We start from the raw sequence: 21708 nt of genomic DNA on the forward strand, positions 1-21708 counted from the left end.
ATTGCATTTAATGAATCATAGACTTGTGCTGGATGAAACCATTAAGTTTCATTAGTGTATAAAGAAGTCTTTCTCAAGACTTCTTTAAGTATCATATCATTTTGTTTTAGTTTTTCTCTTTGATCCATGTTTCAAGATCATTCATATTTCGCACACTACCCATTACAACAATTGTATCCCCTGCTTCAAAGAGCGCATTTGGGCCTGGTGAGAGAATCATATTACCATTCTTATTTAAGGCCACAATTGTCATCCCTGTTTGTTGGAAGAACTGTGACCCTTTAATCGTTTTTCCTACAAGCTGTGATTCTGGTGCCAATACAAGTTCAAAACGTTTGAGTGGATCGGTACTTGAAAAGCGTCCGGTTAGGTCTACCAACTGATTGATTACGCGATCAATCTCTCGATCCAACTTTTGACGTTGTTGCATCAATTCTGATAGTTGATGTCTAAGCTCGGTTACATCATGAGCAGACTCCATACTCTCTAAATATTGCACGGCTTTGTGTTTATCTTTAACAATCACTCCCATGTTATTTTTTATTTCCACAACACCTTGTTCATGTAAAAGGTTTGTAGCACGTCGAATCGTTTCAGGCGAAACACCATATTCACTGCTCAACGTTGAGCGTCCTGAAAGTTTCATACCTACTTTGATATCGTTGCTTGCAATACGTGATGCTAGATCAACTGCAATTTTTTGGTAAATTGAACGTTTAACTTTTCTCATACAGCACCTCAATTATACGTATAATATCATAAATGATTTTGTTTGAAAAAATAGTTTTGCGTAATTTATAGAAATTTTAAATATTTCTTACTTAATCATTATTTTTTCATCATTTCTTTTCTATATGCATATATAATATCACAACTTATCCACCTATCACCATGATAACAACATGATTTTAGGTGGATATTTTGCATTTAATAGGATTTGAGTTACCACATCCCTGAACAATTTAGGATTATTGTAGGTGATTACTTAATGTATCTACGTTTATTATTAATAAAATGCGAATCAGTGATGAGAACCATCCCAATCAATATAAGCATGAAGTCGCCATAAGAAGATGCAACACCTGTATTTGGTATTGATGGTGATTCTGGTTTTGCTGGTTCCTCTGGTTTAACGGGTTCTTCTGGTTTTACAGGTTCTTCTGGTTTTACAGGTTCTTCTGGTTTTACAGGCTCCTCTGGTTTTACAGGTTCTTCTGGTTTTACAGGTTCTTCTGGTTTTACAGGTTCTTCTGGTTTTTGTACTGGTATTAAAGTATTAACAATATCCGTTCCTGTTTGTGTTGAAGTGTACCCACTTACACTTTCTTCTTCAACTGTGTAAATGATTTCTTTTCCATTTATATATTTTGGTAAGTTTTCAAATGTATAACTCCATACATCCCCTGTTTTACTAGTCCATACTGGTTTAATCATATCCAAAAGAAGTGTGTCAGCATACAGATATAATGTGATCGAATCTGGTCTTTTATTTTCAATGTTGTGATTATCATCCCATGTTTTAGTTCCTGAAATGTTGATGTATTCAACTTTACGTGAGTTGATAAAGTCAAAGTCTTTTTTACTTGAAGTGTAACCATTCACAGTTTCTTCAACGACATCGTATTTGATTTCTACGCCATTTTGATATTTTGGTAAGTTTTTAAATGTATATTCCCATACATCCTTATTACTGTAATTCCAAATTGGTTGGATATTACTTATAAGAACATTATTTGCATACAACTCAAGTTTTAGTGTATTAGGTCTGAACCCTTCTTGATTTTGATTATCATCCCATGTTTTTGTTCCTGAAATGTTGATGTATTCAACTTTTCGTGAGTTGATAAAGTCAAAGTCTTTTTTACTTGAAGTGTAACCATTCACAGTATCTTCAACGACATCGTATTTGATTTCTACGCCATTTTGATATTTTGGTAAGTTTTCAAATGTATATTCCCATACATCCTTATTACTGTAATTCCAAATTGGTTGGATATTACTTATAAGAACATTATTTGCATACAACTCAAGTTTTAGTGTATTAGGTCTGAATCCTTCTTGATTTTGATTATCATCCCATGTTTTAGTTCCTGAAATGTCGATGTATTCAACTTTACGTGAGTTGATAAAGTCAAAGTCTTTTTTACTTGAAGTGTAACCATTCACAGTATCTTCAACGACATCGTATTTGATTTCTACGCCATTTTGATATTTTGGTAAGTTTTCAAATGTATATTCCCATACATCCTTATTACTGTAATTCCAAATTGGTTGGATATTACTTATAAGAACATTATTTGCATACAACTCAAGTTTTAGTGTATTAGGTCTGAATCCTTCTTGATTTTGATTATCATCCCATGTTTTTGTTCCTGAAATAGACCGAAGAACTGGATTCGTAATGTTAACTTGAATCCCTTGAGTATCGGTATCAGTTATTACAAATTCGTCTGAAGGACTGAATATTGGATCCCCATAACCTTCTAATTTTGAAACTTCGATCAGTTTATACTTTCCAGGTAAAAGCTTCGTACTAAGCGCTTCACCTACATTATCTGTAACTAATGTTTCGTAAAACACATATAATCCACTTTCATTCTCCTTGAGTAAACTGAATTCAATATTTTCCAATAATGCTCCTGCATCATCAGCTTTAATAATTCGTAGCATTTGAGGTGGTATCGGTCTAACACCTGCAGTTACCTTTTCAAATGAGATCACTCGACTTGCTTCTTCACTATTGATTTGATCTGAAGAGATTGTCGCTACATTTTTATAATCACCACTTTCTCCGATGATTGTTGTATGGTAGACAACATGGAACATTTTTGCATATCCTTCATTTCCAGTAATTGTATAGTCCAGTTGGTTACCATCTGTGAGTAAACTGTTATACTTAATGTTTTTACGCGTTTGTTCTTCTGAAGAAGGATTTTTAAGTGTAGTATTTGGAATATCACCAAAGTAAATCACAATTGAAATCGTAATGCCATTATCATACAATCCGTACGTTGGTTGATTTGTAGCCTTAATACGCAATACAAAATCATTGTAGGATTCACCTTCATTTTGAACGACTTTTAAAAACTGAGATATGATGTTTTCTGATACATAATATCCTGTCATTTTTCCTTCTGTATCAGATAGGTAAAGTGGAACATGGATTGCGAAAGAGGTTGGATCCAATACCATGGATGGATCAAGTGTGTCTTCAAAAAGAACATGAGTCAGTTGGGTGTAGTCTTCGCTTGATGCACCGGTTTGCTTCTCAAATGCTTTTTTTCCGTTTATCATATTAACGCGTACAAGCCATCGATAGTCGTTAGTCCCTTGGAAATGCGTTGCATATTTGGCATTGTTGGTTGTTGGTTTGTACTCTGCGTAGTTAGAATCAGGGCGTGGTTCTACATTTATGTTATATACTTGGTCATGAAACGTAAACGTTTGATCATCCCCCGACTTGTTTGTAGTTCCAATAAAATTAAAGTAACCATCTTTTAATGATGCGCTGTTTGCAGCTGTATCATTTAATACAACAACCACTTTTTTCTCTGCTGTGATCTTATATTCACCAAGAACTTCTGCTGTTGAAGTTGAGATGAGTGGTTGCCAGTTAACTGAATTAAAACTCACGTTTTGTGTAGGAAGTTCTATCGTAAAACAACTGTTATTTTGAACATAATCCATTTCGGAGGCTTTTATTTCCCATTCAATTTGTGCGTTGACTTGTTGACCGTACTGTAATGTTTGTCCATCATGAAGTTCAACCCAATCACTTCCATCATGAACCATGAGTTTTGCGTTATGCAACGTTACATGTTGTGTAATATCAGTACATTGGTCTGGTTCTTGCGCAAAAATAGCTTGTGATGATATACATATACACATCGTTGCTAAAATCAATAATATCTTTTTCTTCATTTCTTCCCTCCATTTTATGTGCAAATATAAATAAATTTATTCACCTGATAACAATAATATATAAAAATAAGTGATAGCAAATCATCAAATAGATTTATACACTTTTTGAGTAATAATCTACCTATTAAATAAATTATCTTTATATTTTAAAAAGGCCATAAATCGGATGAGGTATCAACGCATTCCGCTTGATTATATTTCTTTGATTAAGCTCTAGATTTGTATGATAACTTGAGTGATACATTTTGACTAGTTCAGGATGTGTTAAAAAAGACTCGCATATAACGAGTCTTAATTTACTATTATTCTTCTTCAAAAAGCGGTGTCGATAAGTAACGTTCTCCAGTATCTGGAAGAATTACAACGATGCGTTTTCCTTTATTCTCAGGACGTTTTGCAAGTTCAATTGCAGCAAATACTGCAGCACCTGATGAGATGCCCACAAGGTATCCTTGTTTGCGCGCAATCAGACGCCCTGTTTTAAATGCATCTTCATTGCTGACGCGAATTACTTCATCAATGAGCTCTACATCAAGAACTGATGGCACAAAGCCAGCACCGATTCCTTGGATTTTATGAGGTCCTGGTTGACCCCCTGATAATACAGGTGAATCAGTTGGTTCAACAGCAATGAGTTTAATATTTGGAAGTTTTTCTTTAAGATATTTTCCTGAACCCGTTAGCGTACCTCCTGTACCAACTCCTGATACTAAGATATCAACTTCACCTTCAGTATCTTCATAGATTTCAGGTCCTGTTGTATAGTAGTGAATGGTTGGGTTTGCTTGATTATCAAATTGTGATGGGATAAATGCATTTTCAAATGTTGCTGCAATTTCTTCAGCTTTCGCAATGGCACCCTTCATCCCTTTCGCACCTTCAGTTAATACAAGTTGAGCACCATAAGCACTTAAGAGTTTACGACGTTCAACGCTCATAGTTTCAGGCATTGTCAAGATAACTTTATACCCCAGTGCTGCACCTAATGATGCAAGTCCAATTCCTGTATTTCCACTTGTTGGCTCAACAATCACAGTGTCTTCGTTAATGATACCACGATTTTTAGCATCAGTAAGCATTGCAAATGCGATTCGATCTTTAACACTTCCACCTGGATTAAAGGCTTCTAGTTTTCCAACAATCTCAGCTTCTAATCCAAATTCTTCTTGAATACGTGATAAAGAAAGAAGCGGTGTCTTTCCAATTAATTCGTGAATTCCTTTATAAATCTTTGACATAAATATCCTCCAATACGTCTTCATCTTGTATTATAAGCTCGTTTTGAGTGACTTTCAAGATAAATGCATAAATTCATACGTATTGACAATGTTATTAATTCGTTTTAAACTAATATAAAGGAGATCCATTAATTATGAAATTATCCGCTAAATCACGTTATGGTATTGCTGCATTGGTCTATTTACACGTTCAAAATGAAACCACGTCATTGATTTCAATTGCAAATCATCTAAATATTTCCAAAATTTATATGGAACAAGTATTCTCAAGTTTACGAAGTGCTGGTATTGTTGAGGCAATTAAGGGTCCAAATGGGGGCTACTATATGAAAAGCAGTGAATACAGTATGTTTGATATCATTAATATTTTAGAACCAGAAATGCTGAAAAAAACACAAGCCTCAACGGATGATAATACCATCAATCAAGTCTTGTGTGAGAATTTCTATTCAATTGTTGATGCACATTTGAGTGAATTACTCAAAGGCATACTCATTAAGGACATTGCAGAAAAAGTTAAAAACTATAATTCGAATGAACCGATGTATTACATCTAATCTTCATCAGGCACTTCTTCAAGAGGTGCCTCTTTTTTTACCAGTACCTTCGATACAACTTTTTCGTCGACACCCATAATTGAGAATCGATAATCCTCAAAGAGAACATCAGATTCTGGATTCATAATATCGTCATCAGTCGGAATCCGTCCAAGTTCACCAATTACAAAACCACTTACAGTGTCATAATCATCTACAGGTAAGTCAATATCCAAGATCTTCTCGAGTTCTTCAATATCACAATACCCTTCGACTTGGTATTCATCAGGTCCAAGTTCAACGATTTCTACATCTTCTTCAATATCATACTCGTCCATGATGTTCCCCATTACTTCTTCAATTAAATCTTCTAAAGTAACAATACCAGCGGTTCCACCATATTCATCAATGACAATTGCGATATGCGTCTTGTTGGCTTTTAGTTCTGTAAATAACTCATCCGTTTGTTTTGATTCCGGAACAAAGTAAGGCTCACGCAACCATTCTTTAATGTTGAAGTGAGTTGGATCTCCATCTTTGCGGATAAATTTCAATAAGTCTCGCACGTGTAGGATCCCTACAACGTTATCGACATTATCTTCATAGACAGGATAACGGGTAAATCGTTCTTCATACACAAGATCCATAATTTCATCAAAATCTGATTCAATATCAAGTGCAATCATATCGGTTCGGTGAGTCATAATATCTGAAACATCGTGATTATCAAAATCAAATACATTTTGTATCATTTCTTTTTCATTCACATTAATTTCCCCTGCTTCCACCATAATCCGAATTTCTTCTTCGGTGACTTCTTCTTCATGCGACGCTGGATCGATTCCCAACAATCTAAGCACAAGGTTAGTGGAAATGGAAAGTAAATGGATTAAAGGCACAAATACTTTCGATATAAAATAAACAGGGTAGCATACAAAGAACGCGAACTTCTCAGGAGATACCATCGCAATACGCTTTGGAACAAGCTCTCCAAGAACAAGCATTAGATATGCAGTAATAAGGGTAATTAAGACAACCGCAATCGGACGCATTACACCAAATGAGATGCCTCCCCCAGTTAGGGATACAATCCAGTTTGCTAGATAATCTGCAAAGGTATCAGCAGCAAAGGCCCCTGATAACATACTTGCAAGCGAAACACCAATTTGAATGGTAGATAAAAAGCGTGTAGGAACTTCTTTTAAAGCCATAACAATTTTTGCTTTACGATGTCCCTCTTCACTCATTGCTTTTAGTTTCACAGAGTTCAATGATATAAACGCAATTTCACTTCCAGCGAAAAAAGCATTCATCAAAATAAGAACAAGTAGAATTAATATCTGTGTAATATAGTTCCCCATTATTTAGTTCCTCCCCTATAAACTAAAAAAGTGCGAACGTTAGATTCACATGAATTCAAATTGATTATATTTCCAATAACATCTGAATTTAAACTTACATTTGGACATCTGTCCAGGTCACTGTCAGTCACAATCATTCCTCCAATATATACAAGTATAATAGACATTCCAAAGCGAAATGTCAACATTTATCGTCGTTTTATCTCTAATGATTGCATATATAACAAATTTAAAGGTATAAGAAAACAAGCACACGGCTTGTTATTCTACGATATCGTTTAGTCCTGATTCACCATTGAGTTCACTCGCAAATTCATTCACAGTAGTTTCTGCAGTATCACTAATATCATCGAGAGCTTTAAGTGTTTCTTCAACCTTCACTTGATTACGTTTTAAGTAGTATGCTGCACCACCAGCTAATGCTGCAATAACTGCTAAAGGAAGTATTCTTTTCATAATTATCCTCTCTTTCTACTTTTAGTCTACCATAATCCCCCTATAAATCATAGTAAAATAAGCAAGACTTCACAGAACATTCATCTAAAAAACATTGTTTATAACGATTAATTTAAATGATGGTTTACTTTAGTTAAGAACGCGATTATTGGTGCGTAATTCTTTATCATGTTTTAAGATGAACGGCAAATAAACAAGCCCTGAAACAAAAATATTCACAAAGGCCAATAGCATAGCACTCCAATCAAAAAATGTTCCAAAAAGTGCTGCAAGTGGTCCTGGCATAATCCACGTAATTGTATAGGCTGGAAAACGAACATAGCCTAATTGAATTGCAAAGTATGAAAGTGTAACCATAAGGATTGGGGCAAGGAAGAATGGAATATAATAGCGTTTATTCTCTACAATAGGCACTCCAAAGATGACTGGCTCGTTGATGTTAAAGAGACCTGGAACTAATGATTCGTTTGCAATTGATTGCATATAATCACTTTTTGTAAAGAGTTTAAGCATGATCGATAACCCTAAGGTTCCACCCGATCCACCAATCCAAACAAAGGTTGTAATAAGCCCTTCTGTACCGATATATACAGGCTTGCCAGTCGATGTAAAGGATACGATGTTAATGAGCGTCATCGGCACCCAAAACACTCTCATAACTCGATTCACGATGTTTGCACCGTGATATCCAGAAGTCCAAATTAAACAAATGCAAAGTACTGATAACAACATTACAGGATAACTTCCAATGATTGAGAATAACTGATGGGTTAGACTGACAATTTGTTGAGCATACCGTGCAACAAGTGAAAACATACTGACACTGAAAAGTGCTAAAAACACAAGTGGAATGAGTCCACTTAAGGTGCTCAATACTGCACCAGGAATCTTTGTTCCTTTAAGTTTGATATCACGACTTAATAAGAATACAAATTTAATCAACAGTGCACATAAAAATGCAGGTAACAGTGCATAGGGAGCATGTGTACTGGAAAGTAATAAGGGTGATGTCGCACACAGAGTTGCTAAAGCGATGGATAACGATTGAGATGAGATATCATCCCCTGCTTTCATCTTTCCAACCGATAGTGATATAACAAAGACACAGATACTACAAAAAATTGGAAGTGCACCGATAACAATTAAAGACATTGTTTGATTGGACCAAGGATTGCCTCCACTAAAGAGACTGGCACATATTAAAATGATCGACAAAAGGACGTAAATCGGGTCCATTGTTCCAACGACTTTCTGTGCCATTCCTAGAAATGCGTTGTTTTGAATTTTCTCAAGAATTTTACTCATAAACTTATTTTTCCCTCGTTTTCAAATCAATTATACACTGTCTATGCACCCTTTACAAGAAAGCTTATAACTATAAAAAAGACTAGTGCAATTGCATCTAGCCTTGGGTTGATTTTCGCTTAATCACCATTAACCCATCTCCGATATCATAGCGTTCTACACTTAAATCTGAGCGTGAGTTGATGTATGTTAAGAATGATTCGATGCGTTGAATCATTTGTCTTAAGTTTCGACTGCGAATCTCTTGAGAATGCCCTGTAAATCCATGGAAATCAATGTTATCGATGATCATGACTTTATCTACAAAGGCAAAATAGAGTTTAAACATGGCTTCATTTTGTGCTTTTGCAGCATCTAAAAGAATCGCGTCGTAATGTTTTATGTTTCTATATTTTAAAGCATCATGGTGAATTGTATGAATTCGTGAGCCACAACTGAATTTCTTAACGTTCTTTATCGCTTCTTCATAACGCACGTCATCACGTTCAATCGTATCAATGAGTAAACCATCAATACGATGTGCAAAATTGAGCGTAGAATAAGCAATAGCCGTTCCTACCTCAAGTAAAGAACGGCTATGTGTATCAGCTAAGATTGTGGAAATGAAATCAATACTTTCAGAAGACATGATGGGAACATTATGTTCTAAAGCATAGCTTTCTATTTCACGAAACATAATCTTAAACGAATTCGATGTATGCCATGTCTGCAGCATCACCACGGCGCTTTTCAGCTTTGATTACACGTGTGTAACCACCGTTACGATCTGCATAGCGTGGTCCAACTTCATCAAAAAGCTTTTGAAGTGCTGTTTGACCAGTTTTTTCATCAGCAACAACGTTGAAGACAATAGCAGCCGCTTGACGACGTGCATGTAAGTCACCGCGTTTAGCAAGTGTTACAAGTTTGTCAGCATATGAACGGAGTTCGTATGCTTTCTTTTCTGTTGTTTCAATGCGACCGTGTACGATTAAGCTTGTTGCCATATTACGTAACAGTGCTTTACGGTGTGCTGAATCCCGCCCAAGTTTACGGTTTTTCATCCCAAATTTCCTCCTAATTACTCATATGATTTGAAGCCAAGGCTAAGCTCATGGAGTTTATCTTTAACTTCTTTAAGTGATTTCTTACCGAGGTTACGGATTCTCATCATTTCATCCTCGGATTTCAATGTTAATTCTTCAACAGTTTGGATACCTGCACGCTTCAGACAGTTGTAAGAACGAACTGAAAGGTCCAAGTCCTCAATCATCATTGTTGCCATTGGATTTTCTTGTCCTGATACATCAGGCTTAATAAGTGATTCTTGTTCATATACAGCATCCTTGATTGCAACGATTTGCTCAAGGTGATCCATTAAGATTTTTGATCCTAATGAAAGTGCTTGTTGAGGTTGAATCGAACCATTTGTCCAAATTTCCATGACTAAACGGTCAAACTTAGAATCTTGTCCCACACGTGTTGGTTCAACTTCATATTTAACGCGTTCGATTGGTGTGTAAATTGAGTCGGTATAGATAGTACCAATCCCTTGTGAAGCACTTTGGAACATTTGCTTGTTGTCATCTGAACTAACATAGCCACGACCGTTACGTGCTTTCATTTCCATATCTAAAACAGCACCTTCAGCAAGGGTTGCGATGATATGATCTTTATTTAGAATCTCAACATTTGTTGGACATTCAATATCCGCTGCAGTCACAACTTTTGGACCCTTTTGAGAAACTCTTAAGGTGTAAACTTCTGAATCTGCAATATCAAGAACCAAATCTTTTATATTCAATACGATTCCTGTCACATCTTCTCCAACTCCAGGAATTGAAGTAAATTCATGATAGACACCGTCTATTTTCAATGAATATACAGCTGCACCTGGCAGTGAGGAGAGCATAACCCGACGCAATGCATTTCCAATTGTTGTACCAAATCCACGTTCAAGAGGCTCAATCACGAATTTTCCGTAATGAGTCGTTTCATCAAATTCACTTACAACAAATTGTGCGCGTTCAAACTTGTTCATCTGGTCTTACCTCCTTAATCAGTGTTGTTTTTTTATCCACGTGGACGTTTTGGTGGACGGCAACCATTATGTGGCACAGGTGTCACATCATTGATTACGCTGATTTCAAGTCCAGCTGTTTGCAATGAACGTACTGCAGCTTCACGACCTGGTCCAGGCCCTTTAACACTAACTTCAACTGATTTCATTCCATTGTCTACAGCACCGCGTGCTGCAGCTTCTGAAGCCATTTGAGCTGCAAATGGTGTAGATTTACGTGAACCCTTGAATCCAAGAGCTCCTGCACTTGACCAAGAAATTACATTTCCTTGTTCATCCGAGATTGTTACAATAGTGTTGTTAAATGTCGAATGGATATGAGCGATACCGCGTGCTATATTCTTACGAGCACGACGTTTACGCGTTGTGGTTCTTTTTGCTTTTGCCATTACGCTTTTATCCTCCTACTACTTCTTCTTGTTAGCTACTGTACGACGTGGTCCTTTACGTGTACGAGCGTTTGTCTTAGTACGTTGACCACGTACAGGAAGACCACGACGATGACGCATACCACGGTAGCTACCAATTTCCATTAAACGTTTGATGTTTAAGTTAACTTCACGACGAAGATCCCCTTCGACACGGTGTTTTTCAACTTCACGACGAATCGCATTCATTTGATCTTCTGTAAGATCTTTTACACGGATGCTCTCATCAATCTCAGCAGCTGCTAAAATCTTTTGTGATGTTGGCAAACCAATTCCATAAATATATGTTAGTGATATAACTACACGCTTATTACGTGGGATATCAATACCAGCAATACGAGCCATTTATAAGACTTCCTCCTATTTCAAATAATCCATCATTAATAATATCATAATTTCGACATAATCGAAACTATTTATGTCTAAATGTTATACGCCCACGTGATAAATCGTAGGGTGATAACTCTACAGTCACTCTGTCTCCCGGTAAAATGCGAATGTAATGCATACGGATTTTACCAGATACGTGAGCAATTATTTCGTGACCATTCTCAAGTTTCACCTTGAATTGTGCACTTGGAAGTGTATCTACGATTACACCATCCAGTTCAATAACGTCCTGTTTACTCATCAGTGTGTAAATGCCTCCTTTGAACGCGTTAATATTTCATAACCATCATCTTTAATTAATACAGTATGTTCGAAATGTGCTGTTAATGAACGATCCTTTGACTTTACAGTCCATTCATCATCCATTACCTCTGTACGATGTGTTCCCAACTGAACCATTGGTTCAATTGCTAATGTCATGTTTTTTCGTAACAATACACCTTTTCCTGCAATGCCATAATTTGGTACTGCTGGATCTTCATGCATTGAAGTTCCAATACCATGACCAGTGTACTCAATCGGCACACCAAATCCATAAGGTTTTACAGCATCACTAACAGCAACCCCAATATCTCCAAGACGATTTCCAGCTTTCGCTTTCTCAAGTCCTGCAAATAATGATTTTTCTGTCACTTCTAATAGTAGTTTCGCTTCTTCACTAATTTCACCAACTGGATAAGTCCATGCGGAATCTCCGTGGTAACCTTTGTAAATTGCGCCTATATCAATCGAGACAATGTCGCCTTCTTTCAGAATGACTTTTTCACTTGGAATACCATGCACCAAGACTTCATTGACTGATGCACAAATCGAAGCAGGAAATCCATTATAACCAAGAAAAGACGGAGTAGCATCTTGACTCAAAATAAACGCATGAGCCACATCATTTAAATGCTTTGTTGAAACACCAGGCTTAATTTCTTTTTTAACCGCTTCATGTGTTAAGAATACAATCTCACCCGCACGACGCATCAACTCTAATTCTCTTTCTGACTTGGTAGTAATCATTTACTTGCCTCCAACACTTTAAAAATGTCTTCTAAAACTAATTCAATTGGTTGATCAGCGTTAATATCTCGAACCAATCCTTTGCTCCTGTAAAATTCAATCACAGGGAGTGTTGTTTCTAAGTATGCTTGATGACGCACTTCGAATTTTTCTTCAGTATCATCGTCTCTTTGAATTAAAGGTGTTTGATCAAGATCACAGATTCCTTCAACTTTAGGTTTACGTGTATCAATATGATAGATTGCTCCACATGTTGGACACAGACGACGTCCTGTAATTCGTTTTACAAGTTCATCATGATTTACATCTAGATTTAATACTAAATCAATCGGACGATTGATTTCCTTTGACATCACATCAAATGCTTCTACTTGAGCGATACTACGTGGGAATCCATCGAGTAGATAACCATTTAAGCAATCACCTTGTGAGATGCGTTCTTTAACCATACGGTTTGTGACATCATCTGGAACAAGTTTTCCTTGGTCCATGTATTCTTTAGCTTCCATACCAACAGGAGTTTGTTTCGAGAGAGCTTCTCGAAACATATCCCCAGTTGAGATGTAAGCAATGTTTAATTTATTGACAATCTCTTTTGACATTGTCCCCTTGCCGCTTCCAGCAGGTCCCATAATTAAATAATTCATGCTTACTCCTAACTAACTTTAGTGCTTGAAGAAACCAGAATAGGTTCTTTGTGCCAAGCGACCTTGAAGTTCTTTAACAGTCTCAAGTGCTACCCCAACAACAATGATGATCCCAGTTCCACCAGGAGCTGTTGCATGAGGAATTGCACCGTTTGTAATAATCGGTAGCAAGTACGGTAGTAATGCGATAAATGCAATGAAGATTGCTCCAAATACAGTGATTCGGTTCAATACTGTTGTAATGTATCGCTTTGTATCCTTACCAGGTCTTACACCTGGAATATAGGAATTATTCTTACCAAAGTTTTCTGCAATCTTCTCAGGGTCAACCGTTAGGTGAGTGTAGAAGAAGGTGAAGAAAATGATCAATACAATATAAGCAATCAGCCCACCAGGTGTACTCAATGCAAGATACTGATTCATAAACTTATAAAGCCAAAAATCTTGATTAATCCAACTCATAATAACAAGTGGGGCTTGAAGAATTGCACTTGCAAAAATTACCGGAATAACGTTTGCAGAGTTTATCTTAAGTGGTAAGTGATTCATGTTTTTACCACGTGTTGCACCACTGCTTGATGAATACTGAATCGTAATTTTACGAACTGCTTGGTTCATAAATACAACTAATACAATAATCGTTAAATTCAATAATACAAATAAAGCAAAATAGGCAATACCACTTGCCGAATAATTGTTATCAGTAACCATTGAAGTAAATGCATTTGCATAGTTCGTAGGCATATGAGCAACAATACCAGCAAAGATAATTAGTGACATACCATTACCAACACCTTTTGTTGTAATTTGATCACCTAACCAAAGTAGGAACATTGTACCTGCTGACATGACAGTTGCCATGAAGAGATAGCTTTGTGCTGAAGTATCCATTAAGATACCATATTGGTTTTGATAAGCAATCAACAATGTGATTGATTGTACGAACGCTAATACAATAGCAAGGTATCGTGTAATACGATCCATTTGCATTTTACCCTTTTGTCCAGATTTCGCGAGTTCTGCCAAGTAAGGAATAATATCCATCGACAATAATTGAACAATGATAGATGCATTAATGTATGGCCCAACCCCCATAGAGAAGATTGAGAATGTTTGTAACGCACCCCCGCCAAGCAAGCTCATCATATCTAGGATCGAATTAGAACCTAAACCAGCTTGTAACTTGACACGGTCCACATTAGGAACAGTCATGACTGTTCCTAATCTGAATACCGCTAGCATTGTCAAAGTGAAAATGATGCGATTTCTGATTTCTTTATTTTTAAATAAATCAGTTATAAAGCGTATCATTAGATCACCTCGACTTTTCCACCTAATTTCTCAATAGCTTCAACTGCTGTCTTTGAGAAAGCATTTGCTTTAACTGTGAGTTTCTTTTCAAGTGCTCCGTTACCAAGAACTTTAACACCATCAAGTGTTTTACGAACAACTTTATCAGAAAGTAGCATTTCGATTGTTACTTCTGAACCGTCTTCGTAACGATTTAGATCTGATAGATTTACGATCGCATAGTTTACACGGTTGATGTTATTAAATCCACGTTTAGGGATTCGTTTGTAAAGAGGTGTTTGACCCCCTTCAAATCCTAAAGCAACACCACCGCCACTACGAGCGTTTTGTCCTTTGTGACCTTTACCAGATGTCTTACCTTGTCCAGTAGCATGTCCACGTCCTAAGCGTTTGCGTGGACGACGAGCACCTTCTGTATATTGCAATTCATGTAATTTCATAAAGGTCTCCTCCTAGTTACGTACTTCTTTAACTTTAAGTTCACGAAGTTCAGCAACTTCATTTACTGTACGCATGTTTTCTAATGCATCAAATGTTGCACGAACCATGTTAATTGGTGTGCGTGATCCGATACATTTTGTAAGTACATCTGTTACACCAGCAAGTTCCAATACGTCACGTACTGCTCCACCAGCGATAACTCCTGTACCTTCTGTAGCTGGGCGAAGGAATACTTCACCAGCACCAAATACTCCCACACTTGAGTGTGGTAAAGTACCTTCGATTAACTTAACATTGATTAAGTTTTTCTTAGCACTTTCGATTGCTTTACGAATTGCATCTGGAACTTCGTTTGCTTTTCCTGTTCCAAATCCAACGCGTCCTTTTCTGTCACCAACAACAACTAGAGCAGCGAAGCGAAAACGACGTCCACCCTTAACAACTTTAGTAACACGGTTGATGACAACAACGCGTTCTTCGAACTCTTGTTCGCGTTGATCTCTTTTTGGTCTACGACTCATCTTAATCCTCCCTAGAACTCTAGTCCAGCTTCACGAGCTGCATCTGCTAGTGCTTTAACACGTCCGTGGTAGATATAACCTCCACGATCGAACACTACTACTTTAATGTTTTTGTCTAATGCTAATTTAGCAATTTCGTTACCAACTTTAGTTGCAGCTTCAATATTTCCACCCTTTTCGAGTTTTAATTGAAGTGAACTTGTGGCAACAAGTGTATTTGCGTTAACATCGTCGATAATTTGCGCATAAATGTTTCCATTTGAGCGATATACACTAAGACGTGGGCGCTCTGGTGTACCAGAAACTTTTGTGCGGACACGAATATGACGACGAACACGTTGTTGGTCTCTAGATAATTTTTTAGCCATAATATGTTAGCTCCTTTCCCACTATTTCTTAGCGGCTGTTTTACCCTCTTTACGTTGGATAATTTCGCCTTTGTATTTAATCCCTTTACCAAGATATGGTTCAGGTTTACGGATCGCACGAACATTTGCTGCAAATTCACCAACTGCTTGTTTGTCGATTCCTGAAATTTTGATTTGTGTAACTGCTGGGACTTCTACTTCTAGATCAGAGCTAATCACAAATTCGATTGGATGTGAATATCCAACACTCATTACTAATTTATCGCCGTTTTTAGCTGCACGATACCCGATACCTACTAATTCTAATTCTTTAACAAACCCTTCAGTAACACCAACGATCATATTGTTAATCAATGAACGTGTTGTCCCGTGAATTTGCTTCATAGGTTTTGAATCGTCTGGACGTTTTACAGTAACTGTATCACCGTCAACTTCGATTGTTAATTCGCTTCTGAACTGACGTGATAAAGTACCTTTAGGTCCTTTAACAGTCACCTCATTACCAGCATTAACGTCGAATTCAACACCCGCAGGAATGGTAATCGTTTTATTTCCGATACGTGACATTAAGGTTCTCCTCTCTTACCAAACGTAAGCTAAGACTTCGCCACCTACATGTTTTTGACGAGCTTGCTTATCGGTTACTACACCTTCTGATGTAGAGATGATTGCAATCCCAAGTCCATTAAGAACACGTGGAATTGAATCTACTTTTGCATAAACGCGCATACCAGGTTTTGAGATACGACGAAGTCCAGTAATTACTTTTTCTCCGTTTGGTCCGTATTTCAATACTACTGTAATAGCACGTGTTGGTCCGTCTCCGTCTACATGGTAGTCGCGGATGAACCCTTCTTCTTTCAAGATTCTTGAAATTTCTACTTTTTCCTTACTTGCAGGAATTGATACTACTTCGTGTTTTGCTTGAATCGCATTACGAATACGAGTTAGTAAATCCGCAATTGGATCTGTTGTCATAGTCATTTGAAACGTTCTCCCTTCTACCAGCTTGCCTTACGTACGCCAGGAATTTGACCTTTGTAAGCCAACTCACGGAAGCGAATACGTGACATTTTGTATTTTCTAATGTAACCACGTGGACGTCCATCTACAGAGTCACGGTTACGAAGACGTGTTGGAGAAGCATTACGAGGAAGTTTTTGCAATCCCTCATAGTCACCAGCGGCCTTCAATGCAGCACGTTTGTCTGCATAACGAGCTACAACTTCTTGACGTTGTTTTTCACGTGCAATCTTTGATTTCTTAGCCATTAGCGCCGTCCTCCTTCTTGAATGGGAATCCTAAGTTTGATAATAATGCATATCCTTCTGCATCAGTTTCAGCTGAAGTAACGATAGTGATATCCATACCACGAACTTTAGTTACCTTATCATAATCAATTTCTGGGAAAATGATTTGTTCTTTAATACCAAGTGTGAAGTTTCCACGACCATCGAATGAACCTGAGTTGATTCCACGGAAGTCACGAACACGAGGAAGTGCTAAGCTTACTAAACGAGTGTAGAAATCATACATTTTTTCACCGCGTAATGTAACTTTTGCACCAATTGGCATTCCTTCACGGATTTTGAAGTTCGCTACAGATTTCTTAGCTTTAGTAATAATTGGTTTTTGACCAACGATTGCGGTAAGATCTGCAACTGCATCTTCAAGGTGTTTAACGTTAGTTACTGCGTCACCAACACCCATGTTTACAACAATTTTTACAAGCTTTGGCGCTTGCATTACTGAAGTATAGTCAAATTGCTTAACAAGAGCAGGAACTACTTCAGTTGTATACTTATCTTTTAAACTCATCTGCTATACCTCCTTATTTAACTTCTTTGCCTGATTTAACAAAGACACGTACTTTTTCACCTTTTTTGTCTTCGCCCATGCGAACACGTGAAGGTGCTTTTGATTTTGAATCATAAAGCATTACATTAGAAGCATCAATCCATGCTTCCATTTCAACAATACCACCGTCAGGGTTAATTTGATTTGGTTTCATATGTTTTTTAACCATATTTACGCCTTCAACTTTAACCTTGTTTTTCTTAGGAAAGACTTCGATGACATCGCCGATAGTCCCTTTATAAGAACCTGTGATAACTTGAACTTTATCTCCGCGTTTGATTTTCATGAAAGCCTCCCTACAATACTTCAGGTGCTAATGACACAATCTTCATGAAGTTCTTTTCACGAAGTTCACGTGCCACAGGACCGAAGATACGTGTTCCACGAGGTGATGTTTCATCATCCTTCAAGATAACAACTGCGTTATCATCAAATTTGATGTATGAACCATTCTCACGACGAACACCATATACGCTACGAACAATAACTGCTTTTACTACTTCACCTTTTTTAACAGTTCCACCAGGAATTGCTTGTTTAACAGTTCCTACTACGATGTCACCGATATTTGATGAAGTACGGCGGCTACCGCCGAGCAAACGAATAACTAAGATTTCCTTTGCACCAGTGTTGTCAGCGACTCTACATCTTGTTTCATTTTGAATCATAATCTAACAACCTCCAATTAAAGTACAACAGCTTTTTGAATCAAACGGATAACACGGAAATGTTTAGTAGCTGATAATGGACGAGTTTCCATAATTTCAACTGTATCACCAACACCGTATTCATTGTTTTCATCATGAGCTTTGTATTTTTTCGAATAATTTACACGCTTACCATATAATGGATGGCGTTTTGATGTGCTTACTTCTACGACTACCGTTTTATCCATTGCATCAGATACAACAGTACCACGGTAAACTTTGCGTTTGTTTCTTTCCATCGCTTTGTGACCTCCTACTTGCTGTCACTAAGCTCACGCTCAGTGATCACTGTCTTAATCCGTGCAATAGTTTTGCGGATTTCTTTTAGACGAGCAGGATTTTCAAGTTGACCGATAGCTTGCTTGAAGCGAAGATCAAATAATTCTTCTTTAAGAGTATCGATTTCTAAGAGTAGCTTTGAGCTATCCATATCACGAATTTCTTTTACTGTCATACTTTTTCCTCCTCACCTTTACGAACAAATCGTGTTTTTACTGCTAATTTCATTGATGCAAGACGGAATGCTTCACGAGCTACTTCTTCGCTTACACCAGCAACTTCGAACATGACACGACCTGGTTTAACAACTGCTACCCAACCTTCAGGAGCACCTTTACCAGAACCCATACGAACTTCGAGAGGTTTTCTTGTAATAGCCATGTGTGGGAAGATTTTAATCCAAACCTTACCACCACGCTTCATGTAACGTGTCATCGCGATACGTGCTGCTTCAATTTGACGGTTTGTGATATAGTTACCTGTTTCAGCAACTAAACCATACTCACCAAATGCAACAGTACGACCTGCTTTAGAACGACCTTCGTATGAAATACGATGAGGTTTTCTATATTTAGTACGCTTTGGCATCAACATAATTAGTTACCTCCTTGTTCTGAACTTTCACTTGAAGCTTTTTGTTCACCACGGTTGTTTGGGTTACGACGTTGGTTGTCACGGCCACCACGACGGCGACGGCGTTGACCACGATCGTTACCACCCTTAGGTGCTTCAGGTTCTTGAACCATTTGTCCTGGTAATACTTCTCCACGACAGATCCAAACTTTAACACCAAGGATACCGAATTGTGTCATAGCTTCATAATGAGCATAATCAATATCTGAACGTAATGTATGGAGCGGAACTACACCTTCTGAATATCCTTCAGTACGTGCCATATCTGCACCACCTAAACGACCTGAAACTGCAGTTTTGATTCCTTTAGCTCCAGAACGCATTGTGCGTTGAATCGCACGTTTTTGTGTAGTTCTGAATGAAGCACGTTGTTCAAGTTGCTCAGCGATATTACGCGCAACTAAATGTGCATCCAAATCAGGGTTAGCAACTTCTAACACTTTGATTTGTACAGAATTACCTTTTGAGATTTTTGAAAGATCTGCTTTAACTTTTTCGATATTTGAACCGTTAACACCGATTACCACACCAGGACGAGCTGTACGGATAATGATGTCAACACGGTTTTTGTAGCGTTCGATTTCAACGCGTGATACATAAGCATCTTTTAAATTCTTGAAAATATAAGCACGGATTTCATGATCTTCGTGTAATAGATTTCCGAATTCTTTTTCAGCGTACCAGCGTGATTCCCAATCACGGATTATACCGACGCGTAAACCGACTGGATTAACTTTTTGTCCCATTGTCTATCCTCCTATACGCGTTCCGAAACCACGATTGTAATGTGGCTTGTACGCTTCATGATTGGCGCTGCAGACCCTTTAGCACGAGGGCGGAAACGCTTCATCGTAACACCTTCATCAGCATAGCATGCAGAGATATATAGTTTCTCTTCATCTAACTGATGGTTATTTGTTGCATTAGCAACTGCTGATTTCAATGTTTTTCCAATAATCTTAGCAGCATTGTTAGGTACATACTTTAAGATTGCAGCAGCGTGATCTACATCTAAGCCGCGGATTTCATCTAGAACTAGACGCGCTTTACGTGAAGTTACACGTTGCGTTTTTGATATTGCTTTAACGTCCATTATCTACGACCTGCCTTCTTATCTTCTGCGTGTCCTGAATACTTACGTGTTGGAACAAATTCACCTAACTTATGTCCAACCATGTCTTCAGTTACGAACACTGGAACGTGTTCTTTACCATTGTGCACCGCAAACGTATGTTCTACGAATTGAGGGAAAATGGTTGAACGACGTGACCATGTTTTAATTACTTCTTTTTTACCTGACGCGTTGAGCTTTTCAACTTTAGCCATCAAATGATGATCGCAAAACGGTCCTTTTTTCAAACTACGAGCCATTTTTTATTTTTCCTTCCTTTCGTTACTTAGCGTTACGACGACGTACAATTAATTTAGTCGAAGCTTTTTTATTCTTACGAGTTTTAACACCAAGAGCTTTTTTGCCCCATGGAGTCATTGGTGCAACACGTCCAATCGGTGTACGTCCTTCACCACCACCGTGAGGGTGATCAACAGGGTTCATTGCAGAACCACGAACTGTTGGGCGGATACCTTTCCAACGATTACGACCAGCTTTACCGATATTTACTAATGAGTGGTCAGCATTCCCAACTTCACCGATTGTTGCACGGCAATGTTCGAATACTTTACGTACTTCACCAGATGTCAGACGAAGTGTTACATATTCGCCTTCTTTACCTAATACTTGAGCAGATGCACCAGCAGAACGTGCCATTTGGCCACCCTTACCTGGTTTTAACTCGATATTGTGGATTACTGTACCTTCAGGAATGTCTTTAAGTTCTAAGCAGTTTCCTACTTTAATATCTGAACCTGCACCTGAATAGATTACATCTCCAACTTTTAGTCCTTTAGGAGCTAGGATATATCGTTTTTCACCATCAGCATAGTTTAATAACATAATGTTTGCTGAACGGTTTGGATCGTATTCCACAGTAGCAACAGTTGCTGGAATTCCATCTTTGTTACGTTTGAAATCGATAATACGATATTTACGTTTGTGTCCGCCTCCCTTATGACGTGTTGTTATACGTCCTAAGTTATTACGACCACCTGTTTTGTCCAATGAGACCAATAATGAACGTTCTGGTTTTGATGCTGTTAACTCTTCATTAGCAAGAGTAGTCATCCCACGACGTCCAGGAGTCATTGGCTTATACTTTTTAATAGCCATTTAAAATAATCCTCC

General features: G+C 37.7%; 32 protein-coding genes. 1 reads left to right on the forward strand and 31 read right to left on the reverse strand.

The genetic code is table 11. The features are described from left to right. Positions 1-106 precede the first annotated feature (106 nt). The 3 genes from AOC36_RS06040 to cysK form a co-directional block, all read right to left on the reverse strand. On the reverse strand, positions 107-730 hold the full coding sequence (locus AOC36_RS06040) for a GntR family transcriptional regulator (RefSeq protein ID WP_067632438.1): 624 nt from the start codon (positions 728-730) through the stop codon (positions 107-109). Positions 731-981: 251 nt separating this feature from the next. Next, positions 982-3921 carry a Cna B-type domain-containing protein gene (locus AOC36_RS06045; protein WP_067632440.1) on the reverse strand — a complete coding sequence of 980 codons (2940 nt, stop codon included), beginning with the start codon at positions 3919-3921 and terminating at the stop codon, positions 982-984. A gap of 302 nt (positions 3922-4223) precedes the next feature. Next, entirely contained in the window at positions 4224-5159 is a 936-nt protein-coding gene (gene cysK, locus AOC36_RS06050) for a cysteine synthase A (RefSeq protein ID WP_067632442.1), read from the reverse strand. A 134-nt stretch (positions 5160-5293) separates the two neighbouring features. Between cysK and AOC36_RS06055 the strand changes: the two genes are divergently transcribed. Then, positions 5294-5716: an RrF2 family transcriptional regulator gene (locus tag AOC36_RS06055; protein ID WP_067632444.1), complete on the forward strand. Its 423-nt coding sequence runs from the start codon at positions 5294-5296 to the stop codon at positions 5714-5716. Here the strand turns inward: AOC36_RS06055 and AOC36_RS06060 are convergent. The 28 genes from AOC36_RS06060 to rplB all read right to left on the reverse strand — a co-directional run bounded on the left by AOC36_RS06060 (position 5713) and on the right by rplB (position 21693). Continuing rightward, entirely contained in the window at positions 5713-7056 is a 1344-nt protein-coding gene (locus AOC36_RS06060) for a hemolysin family protein (RefSeq protein ID WP_067632446.1), read from the reverse strand. The genes AOC36_RS06055 and AOC36_RS06060 overlap by 4 nt on opposite strands. A 261-nt stretch (positions 7057-7317) precedes the next feature. Beyond that, positions 7318-7512 (reverse strand): hypothetical protein, encoded by a 195-nt coding sequence (locus AOC36_RS06065; protein WP_067632448.1) that lies wholly within the window; start codon positions 7510-7512, stop codon positions 7318-7320. A gap of 129 nt (positions 7513-7641) precedes the next feature. Further along, positions 7642-8817: a PTS transporter subunit EIIC gene (locus tag AOC36_RS06070; protein ID WP_067632450.1), complete on the reverse strand. Its 1176-nt coding sequence runs from the start codon at positions 8815-8817 to the stop codon at positions 7642-7644. A gap of 97 nt (positions 8818-8914) precedes the next feature. Further along, positions 8915-9493 (reverse strand): O-methyltransferase, encoded by a 579-nt coding sequence (locus AOC36_RS06075; RefSeq protein ID WP_067632452.1) that lies wholly within the window; start codon positions 9491-9493, stop codon positions 8915-8917. 4 nt (positions 9494-9497) lie between these two features. Further along, the gene (gene rplQ / locus AOC36_RS06080) at positions 9498-9860 is read right to left on the reverse strand and encodes a 50S ribosomal protein L17 (protein WP_067632454.1); all 363 of its coding nucleotides are present in this window, start codon (positions 9858-9860) and stop codon (positions 9498-9500) included. A 17-nt stretch (positions 9861-9877) separates the two neighbouring features. Continuing rightward, on the reverse strand, positions 9878-10837 hold the full coding sequence (locus AOC36_RS06085) for a DNA-directed RNA polymerase subunit alpha (protein WP_067632456.1): 960 nt from the start codon (positions 10835-10837) through the stop codon (positions 9878-9880). A gap of 32 nt (positions 10838-10869) precedes the next feature. Continuing rightward, positions 10870-11265 carry a 30S ribosomal protein S11 gene (gene rpsK, locus AOC36_RS06090; RefSeq protein WP_067632458.1) on the reverse strand — a complete coding sequence of 132 codons (396 nt, stop codon included), beginning with the start codon at positions 11263-11265 and terminating at the stop codon, positions 10870-10872. An 18-nt stretch (positions 11266-11283) separates the two neighbouring features. Next, on the reverse strand, positions 11284-11649 hold the full coding sequence (gene rpsM / locus AOC36_RS06095) for a 30S ribosomal protein S13 (protein ID WP_067632460.1): 366 nt from the start codon (positions 11647-11649) through the stop codon (positions 11284-11286). A 67-nt stretch (positions 11650-11716) separates the two neighbouring features. Further along, entirely contained in the window at positions 11717-11935 is a 219-nt protein-coding gene (gene infA, locus AOC36_RS06100) for a translation initiation factor IF-1 (RefSeq protein WP_067632462.1), read from the reverse strand. Then, entirely contained in the window at positions 11935-12702 is a 768-nt protein-coding gene (map, locus tag AOC36_RS06105) for a type I methionyl aminopeptidase (RefSeq protein WP_067632465.1), read from the reverse strand. Before map ends, infA begins: the two co-directional genes overlap by 1 nt. Next, positions 12699-13349: an adenylate kinase gene (locus AOC36_RS06110; RefSeq protein ID WP_067632467.1), complete on the reverse strand. Its 651-nt coding sequence runs from the start codon at positions 13347-13349 to the stop codon at positions 12699-12701. Before AOC36_RS06110 ends, map begins: the two co-directional genes overlap by 4 nt. A gap of 18 nt (positions 13350-13367) precedes the next feature. Further along, a complete protein-coding gene (gene secY, locus AOC36_RS06115; protein ID WP_067632469.1) occupies positions 13368-14660 on the reverse strand; it encodes a preprotein translocase subunit SecY in 1293 nt (430 codons plus the stop codon). After that, on the reverse strand, positions 14660-15100 hold the full coding sequence (gene rplO / locus AOC36_RS06120) for a 50S ribosomal protein L15 (protein ID WP_067632472.1): 441 nt from the start codon (positions 15098-15100) through the stop codon (positions 14660-14662). Before rplO ends, secY begins: the two co-directional genes overlap by 1 nt. 12 nt (positions 15101-15112) lie before the next feature. Further along, positions 15113-15622, reverse strand: coding sequence for a 30S ribosomal protein S5 (rpsE, locus tag AOC36_RS06125; RefSeq protein ID WP_067632474.1), 510 nt, complete (start codon positions 15620-15622; stop codon positions 15113-15115). Between the two features lie 11 nt (positions 15623-15633). Then, complete coding sequence (rplR, locus tag AOC36_RS06130; RefSeq protein ID WP_067632477.1) at positions 15634-15990, reverse strand: 50S ribosomal protein L18; 357 nt, start codon at positions 15988-15990, stop codon at positions 15634-15636. Positions 15991-16011: 21 nt separating this feature from the next. Further along, entirely contained in the window at positions 16012-16557 is a 546-nt protein-coding gene (gene rplF / locus AOC36_RS06135; protein WP_067632479.1) for a 50S ribosomal protein L6, read from the reverse strand. Positions 16558-16572: 15 nt separating this feature from the next. Beyond that, positions 16573-16968: a 30S ribosomal protein S8 gene (gene rpsH / locus AOC36_RS06140; protein ID WP_198401216.1), complete on the reverse strand. Its 396-nt coding sequence runs from the start codon at positions 16966-16968 to the stop codon at positions 16573-16575. Between the two features lie 23 nt (positions 16969-16991). After that, on the reverse strand, positions 16992-17261 hold the full coding sequence (gene rpsN / locus AOC36_RS06145) for a 30S ribosomal protein S14 (protein ID WP_067632483.1): 270 nt from the start codon (positions 17259-17261) through the stop codon (positions 16992-16994). Then, positions 17254-17808 (reverse strand): 50S ribosomal protein L5, encoded by a 555-nt coding sequence (gene rplE, locus AOC36_RS06150; RefSeq protein ID WP_067632485.1) that lies wholly within the window; start codon positions 17806-17808, stop codon positions 17254-17256. Before rplE ends, rpsN begins: the two co-directional genes overlap by 8 nt. A 13-nt stretch (positions 17809-17821) precedes the next feature. Next, positions 17822-18133, reverse strand: a complete 312-nt coding sequence (rplX, locus tag AOC36_RS06155) for a 50S ribosomal protein L24 (RefSeq protein WP_067632487.1) — start codon at positions 18131-18133, stop codon at positions 17822-17824. Between the two features lie 10 nt (positions 18134-18143). Beyond that, entirely contained in the window at positions 18144-18515 is a 372-nt protein-coding gene (gene rplN, locus AOC36_RS06160; protein ID WP_067632489.1) for a 50S ribosomal protein L14, read from the reverse strand. A 17-nt stretch (positions 18516-18532) separates the two neighbouring features. After that, entirely contained in the window at positions 18533-18793 is a 261-nt protein-coding gene (gene rpsQ, locus AOC36_RS06165) for a 30S ribosomal protein S17 (protein WP_067632491.1), read from the reverse strand. 14 nt (positions 18794-18807) lie between these two features. Continuing rightward, positions 18808-19008 carry a 50S ribosomal protein L29 gene (gene rpmC, locus AOC36_RS06170; RefSeq protein WP_067632494.1) on the reverse strand — a complete coding sequence of 67 codons (201 nt, stop codon included), beginning with the start codon at positions 19006-19008 and terminating at the stop codon, positions 18808-18810. Beyond that, positions 19005-19427, reverse strand: a complete 423-nt coding sequence (gene rplP / locus AOC36_RS06175; protein WP_067632496.1) for a 50S ribosomal protein L16 — start codon at positions 19425-19427, stop codon at positions 19005-19007. The genes rpmC and rplP overlap by 4 nt, the downstream gene beginning before the upstream one ends. A gap of 2 nt (positions 19428-19429) precedes the next feature. After that, on the reverse strand, positions 19430-20212 hold the full coding sequence (rpsC, locus tag AOC36_RS06180) for a 30S ribosomal protein S3 (RefSeq protein ID WP_067632498.1): 783 nt from the start codon (positions 20210-20212) through the stop codon (positions 19430-19432). Positions 20213-20223: 11 nt separating this feature from the next. Continuing rightward, positions 20224-20559 carry a 50S ribosomal protein L22 gene (gene rplV / locus AOC36_RS06185; protein ID WP_067632501.1) on the reverse strand — a complete coding sequence of 112 codons (336 nt, stop codon included), beginning with the start codon at positions 20557-20559 and terminating at the stop codon, positions 20224-20226. Then, a complete protein-coding gene (gene rpsS / locus AOC36_RS06190) occupies positions 20559-20837 on the reverse strand; it encodes a 30S ribosomal protein S19 (RefSeq protein ID WP_067632503.1) in 279 nt (92 codons plus the stop codon). Before rpsS ends, rplV begins: the two co-directional genes overlap by 1 nt. A 22-nt stretch (positions 20838-20859) precedes the next feature. Beyond that, positions 20860-21693, reverse strand: coding sequence for a 50S ribosomal protein L2 (gene rplB, locus AOC36_RS06195; protein ID WP_067632506.1), 834 nt, complete (start codon positions 21691-21693; stop codon positions 20860-20862). Positions 21694-21708: the final 15 nt, after the last annotated feature.

The organism is Erysipelothrix larvae (assembly GCF_001545095.1).
GTDB classification, from domain to species: domain Bacteria; phylum Bacillota_I; class Bacilli_A; order Erysipelotrichales; family Erysipelotrichaceae; genus Erysipelothrix; species Erysipelothrix larvae.

Excerpts from the sequence above, each read along its gene's own strand:
- AOC36_RS06040 (WP_067632438.1), bottom strand. The coding sequence starts at position 730 with ATGAGAAAAGTTAAACGTTCAATTTACCAAAAAATTGCAGTTGATCTA.
- cysK (WP_067632442.1), bottom strand. The coding sequence starts at position 5,159 with ATGTCAAAGATTTATAAAGGAATTCACGAATTAATTGGAAAGACACCG.
- rpsH (WP_198401216.1), bottom strand. The coding sequence starts at position 16,968 with ATGACAACAGATCCAATTGCGGATTTACTAACTCGTATTCGTAATGCG.
- rplE (WP_067632485.1), bottom strand. The coding sequence starts at position 17,808 with ATGAGTTTAAAAGATAAGTATACAACTGAAGTAGTTCCTGCTCTTGTT.
- AOC36_RS06060 (WP_067632446.1), bottom strand. The coding sequence starts at position 7,056 with ATGGGGAACTATATTACACAGATATTAATTCTACTTGTTCTTATTTTG.
- infA (WP_067632462.1), bottom strand. The coding sequence starts at position 11,935 with ATGAGTAAACAGGACGTTATTGAACTGGATGGTGTAATCGTAGATACA.
- rplB (WP_067632506.1), bottom strand. The coding sequence starts at position 21,693 with ATGGCTATTAAAAAGTATAAGCCAATGACTCCTGGACGTCGTGGGATG.
- rplX (WP_067632487.1), bottom strand. The coding sequence starts at position 18,133 with ATGAAAATCAAACGCGGAGATAAAGTTCAAGTTATCACAGGTTCTTAT.
- rplP (WP_067632496.1), bottom strand. The coding sequence starts at position 19,427 with ATGTTGATGCCAAAGCGTACTAAATATAGAAAACCTCATCGTATTTCA.
- secY (WP_067632469.1), bottom strand. The coding sequence starts at position 14,660 with ATGATACGCTTTATAACTGATTTATTTAAAAATAAAGAAATCAGAAAT.
- map (WP_067632465.1), bottom strand. The coding sequence starts at position 12,702 with ATGATTACTACCAAGTCAGAAAGAGAATTAGAGTTGATGCGTCGTGCG.
- AOC36_RS06075 (WP_067632452.1), bottom strand. The coding sequence starts at position 9,493 with ATGTTTCGTGAAATAGAAAGCTATGCTTTAGAACATAATGTTCCCATC.
- rplF (WP_067632479.1), bottom strand. The coding sequence starts at position 16,557 with ATGTCACGTATCGGAAATAAAACGATTACCATTCCTGCGGGTGTTGAA.
- rpsE (WP_067632474.1), bottom strand. The coding sequence starts at position 15,622 with ATGAGTCGTAGACCAAAAAGAGATCAACGCGAACAAGAGTTCGAAGAA.
- rplQ (WP_067632454.1), bottom strand. The coding sequence starts at position 9,860 with ATGAAAAACCGTAAACTTGGGCGGGATTCAGCACACCGTAAAGCACTG.
- AOC36_RS06045 (WP_067632440.1), bottom strand. The coding sequence starts at position 3,921 with ATGAAGAAAAAGATATTATTGATTTTAGCAACGATGTGTATATGTATA.
- rplV (WP_067632501.1), bottom strand. The coding sequence starts at position 20,559 with ATGGACGTTAAAGCAATATCAAAAACGCAACGTGTAACTTCACGTAAA.
- rpsC (WP_067632498.1), bottom strand. The coding sequence starts at position 20,212 with ATGGGACAAAAAGTTAATCCAGTCGGTTTACGCGTCGGTATAATCCGT.
- rpsM (WP_067632460.1), bottom strand. The coding sequence starts at position 11,649 with ATGGCTCGTATTGCTGGTATTGATATCCCACGTAATAAGCGTGTAGTT.
- AOC36_RS06110 (WP_067632467.1), bottom strand. The coding sequence starts at position 13,349 with ATGAATTATTTAATTATGGGACCTGCTGGAAGCGGCAAGGGGACAATG.
- rpsK (WP_067632458.1), bottom strand. The coding sequence starts at position 11,265 with ATGGCAAAAGCAAAAAGAACCACAACGCGTAAACGTCGTGCTCGTAAG.
- rplN (WP_067632489.1), bottom strand. The coding sequence starts at position 18,515 with ATGATTCAAAATGAAACAAGATGTAGAGTCGCTGACAACACTGGTGCA.
- rpsS (WP_067632503.1), bottom strand. The coding sequence starts at position 20,837 with ATGGCTCGTAGTTTGAAAAAAGGACCGTTTTGCGATCATCATTTGATG.
- rplO (WP_067632472.1), bottom strand. The coding sequence starts at position 15,100 with ATGAAATTACATGAATTGCAATATACAGAAGGTGCTCGTCGTCCACGC.
- AOC36_RS06070 (WP_067632450.1), bottom strand. The coding sequence starts at position 8,817 with ATGAGTAAAATTCTTGAGAAAATTCAAAACAACGCATTTCTAGGAATG.
- rpmC (WP_067632494.1), bottom strand. The coding sequence starts at position 19,008 with ATGACAGTAAAAGAAATTCGTGATATGGATAGCTCAAAGCTACTCTTA.
- rpsN (WP_067632483.1), bottom strand. The coding sequence starts at position 17,261 with ATGGCTAAGAAATCAAAGATTGCACGTGAAAAACAACGTCAAGAAGTT.
- rplR (WP_067632477.1), bottom strand. The coding sequence starts at position 15,990 with ATGGCTAAAAAATTATCTAGAGACCAACAACGTGTTCGTCGTCATATT.
- rpsQ (WP_067632491.1), bottom strand. The coding sequence starts at position 18,793 with ATGGAAAGAAACAAACGCAAAGTTTACCGTGGTACTGTTGTATCTGAT.
- AOC36_RS06055 (WP_067632444.1), top strand. The coding sequence starts at position 5,294 with ATGAAATTATCCGCTAAATCACGTTATGGTATTGCTGCATTGGTCTAT.
- AOC36_RS06065 (WP_067632448.1), bottom strand. The coding sequence starts at position 7,512 with ATGAAAAGAATACTTCCTTTAGCAGTTATTGCAGCATTAGCTGGTGGT.
- AOC36_RS06085 (WP_067632456.1), bottom strand. The coding sequence starts at position 10,837 with ATGAACAAGTTTGAACGCGCACAATTTGTTGTAAGTGAATTTGATGAA.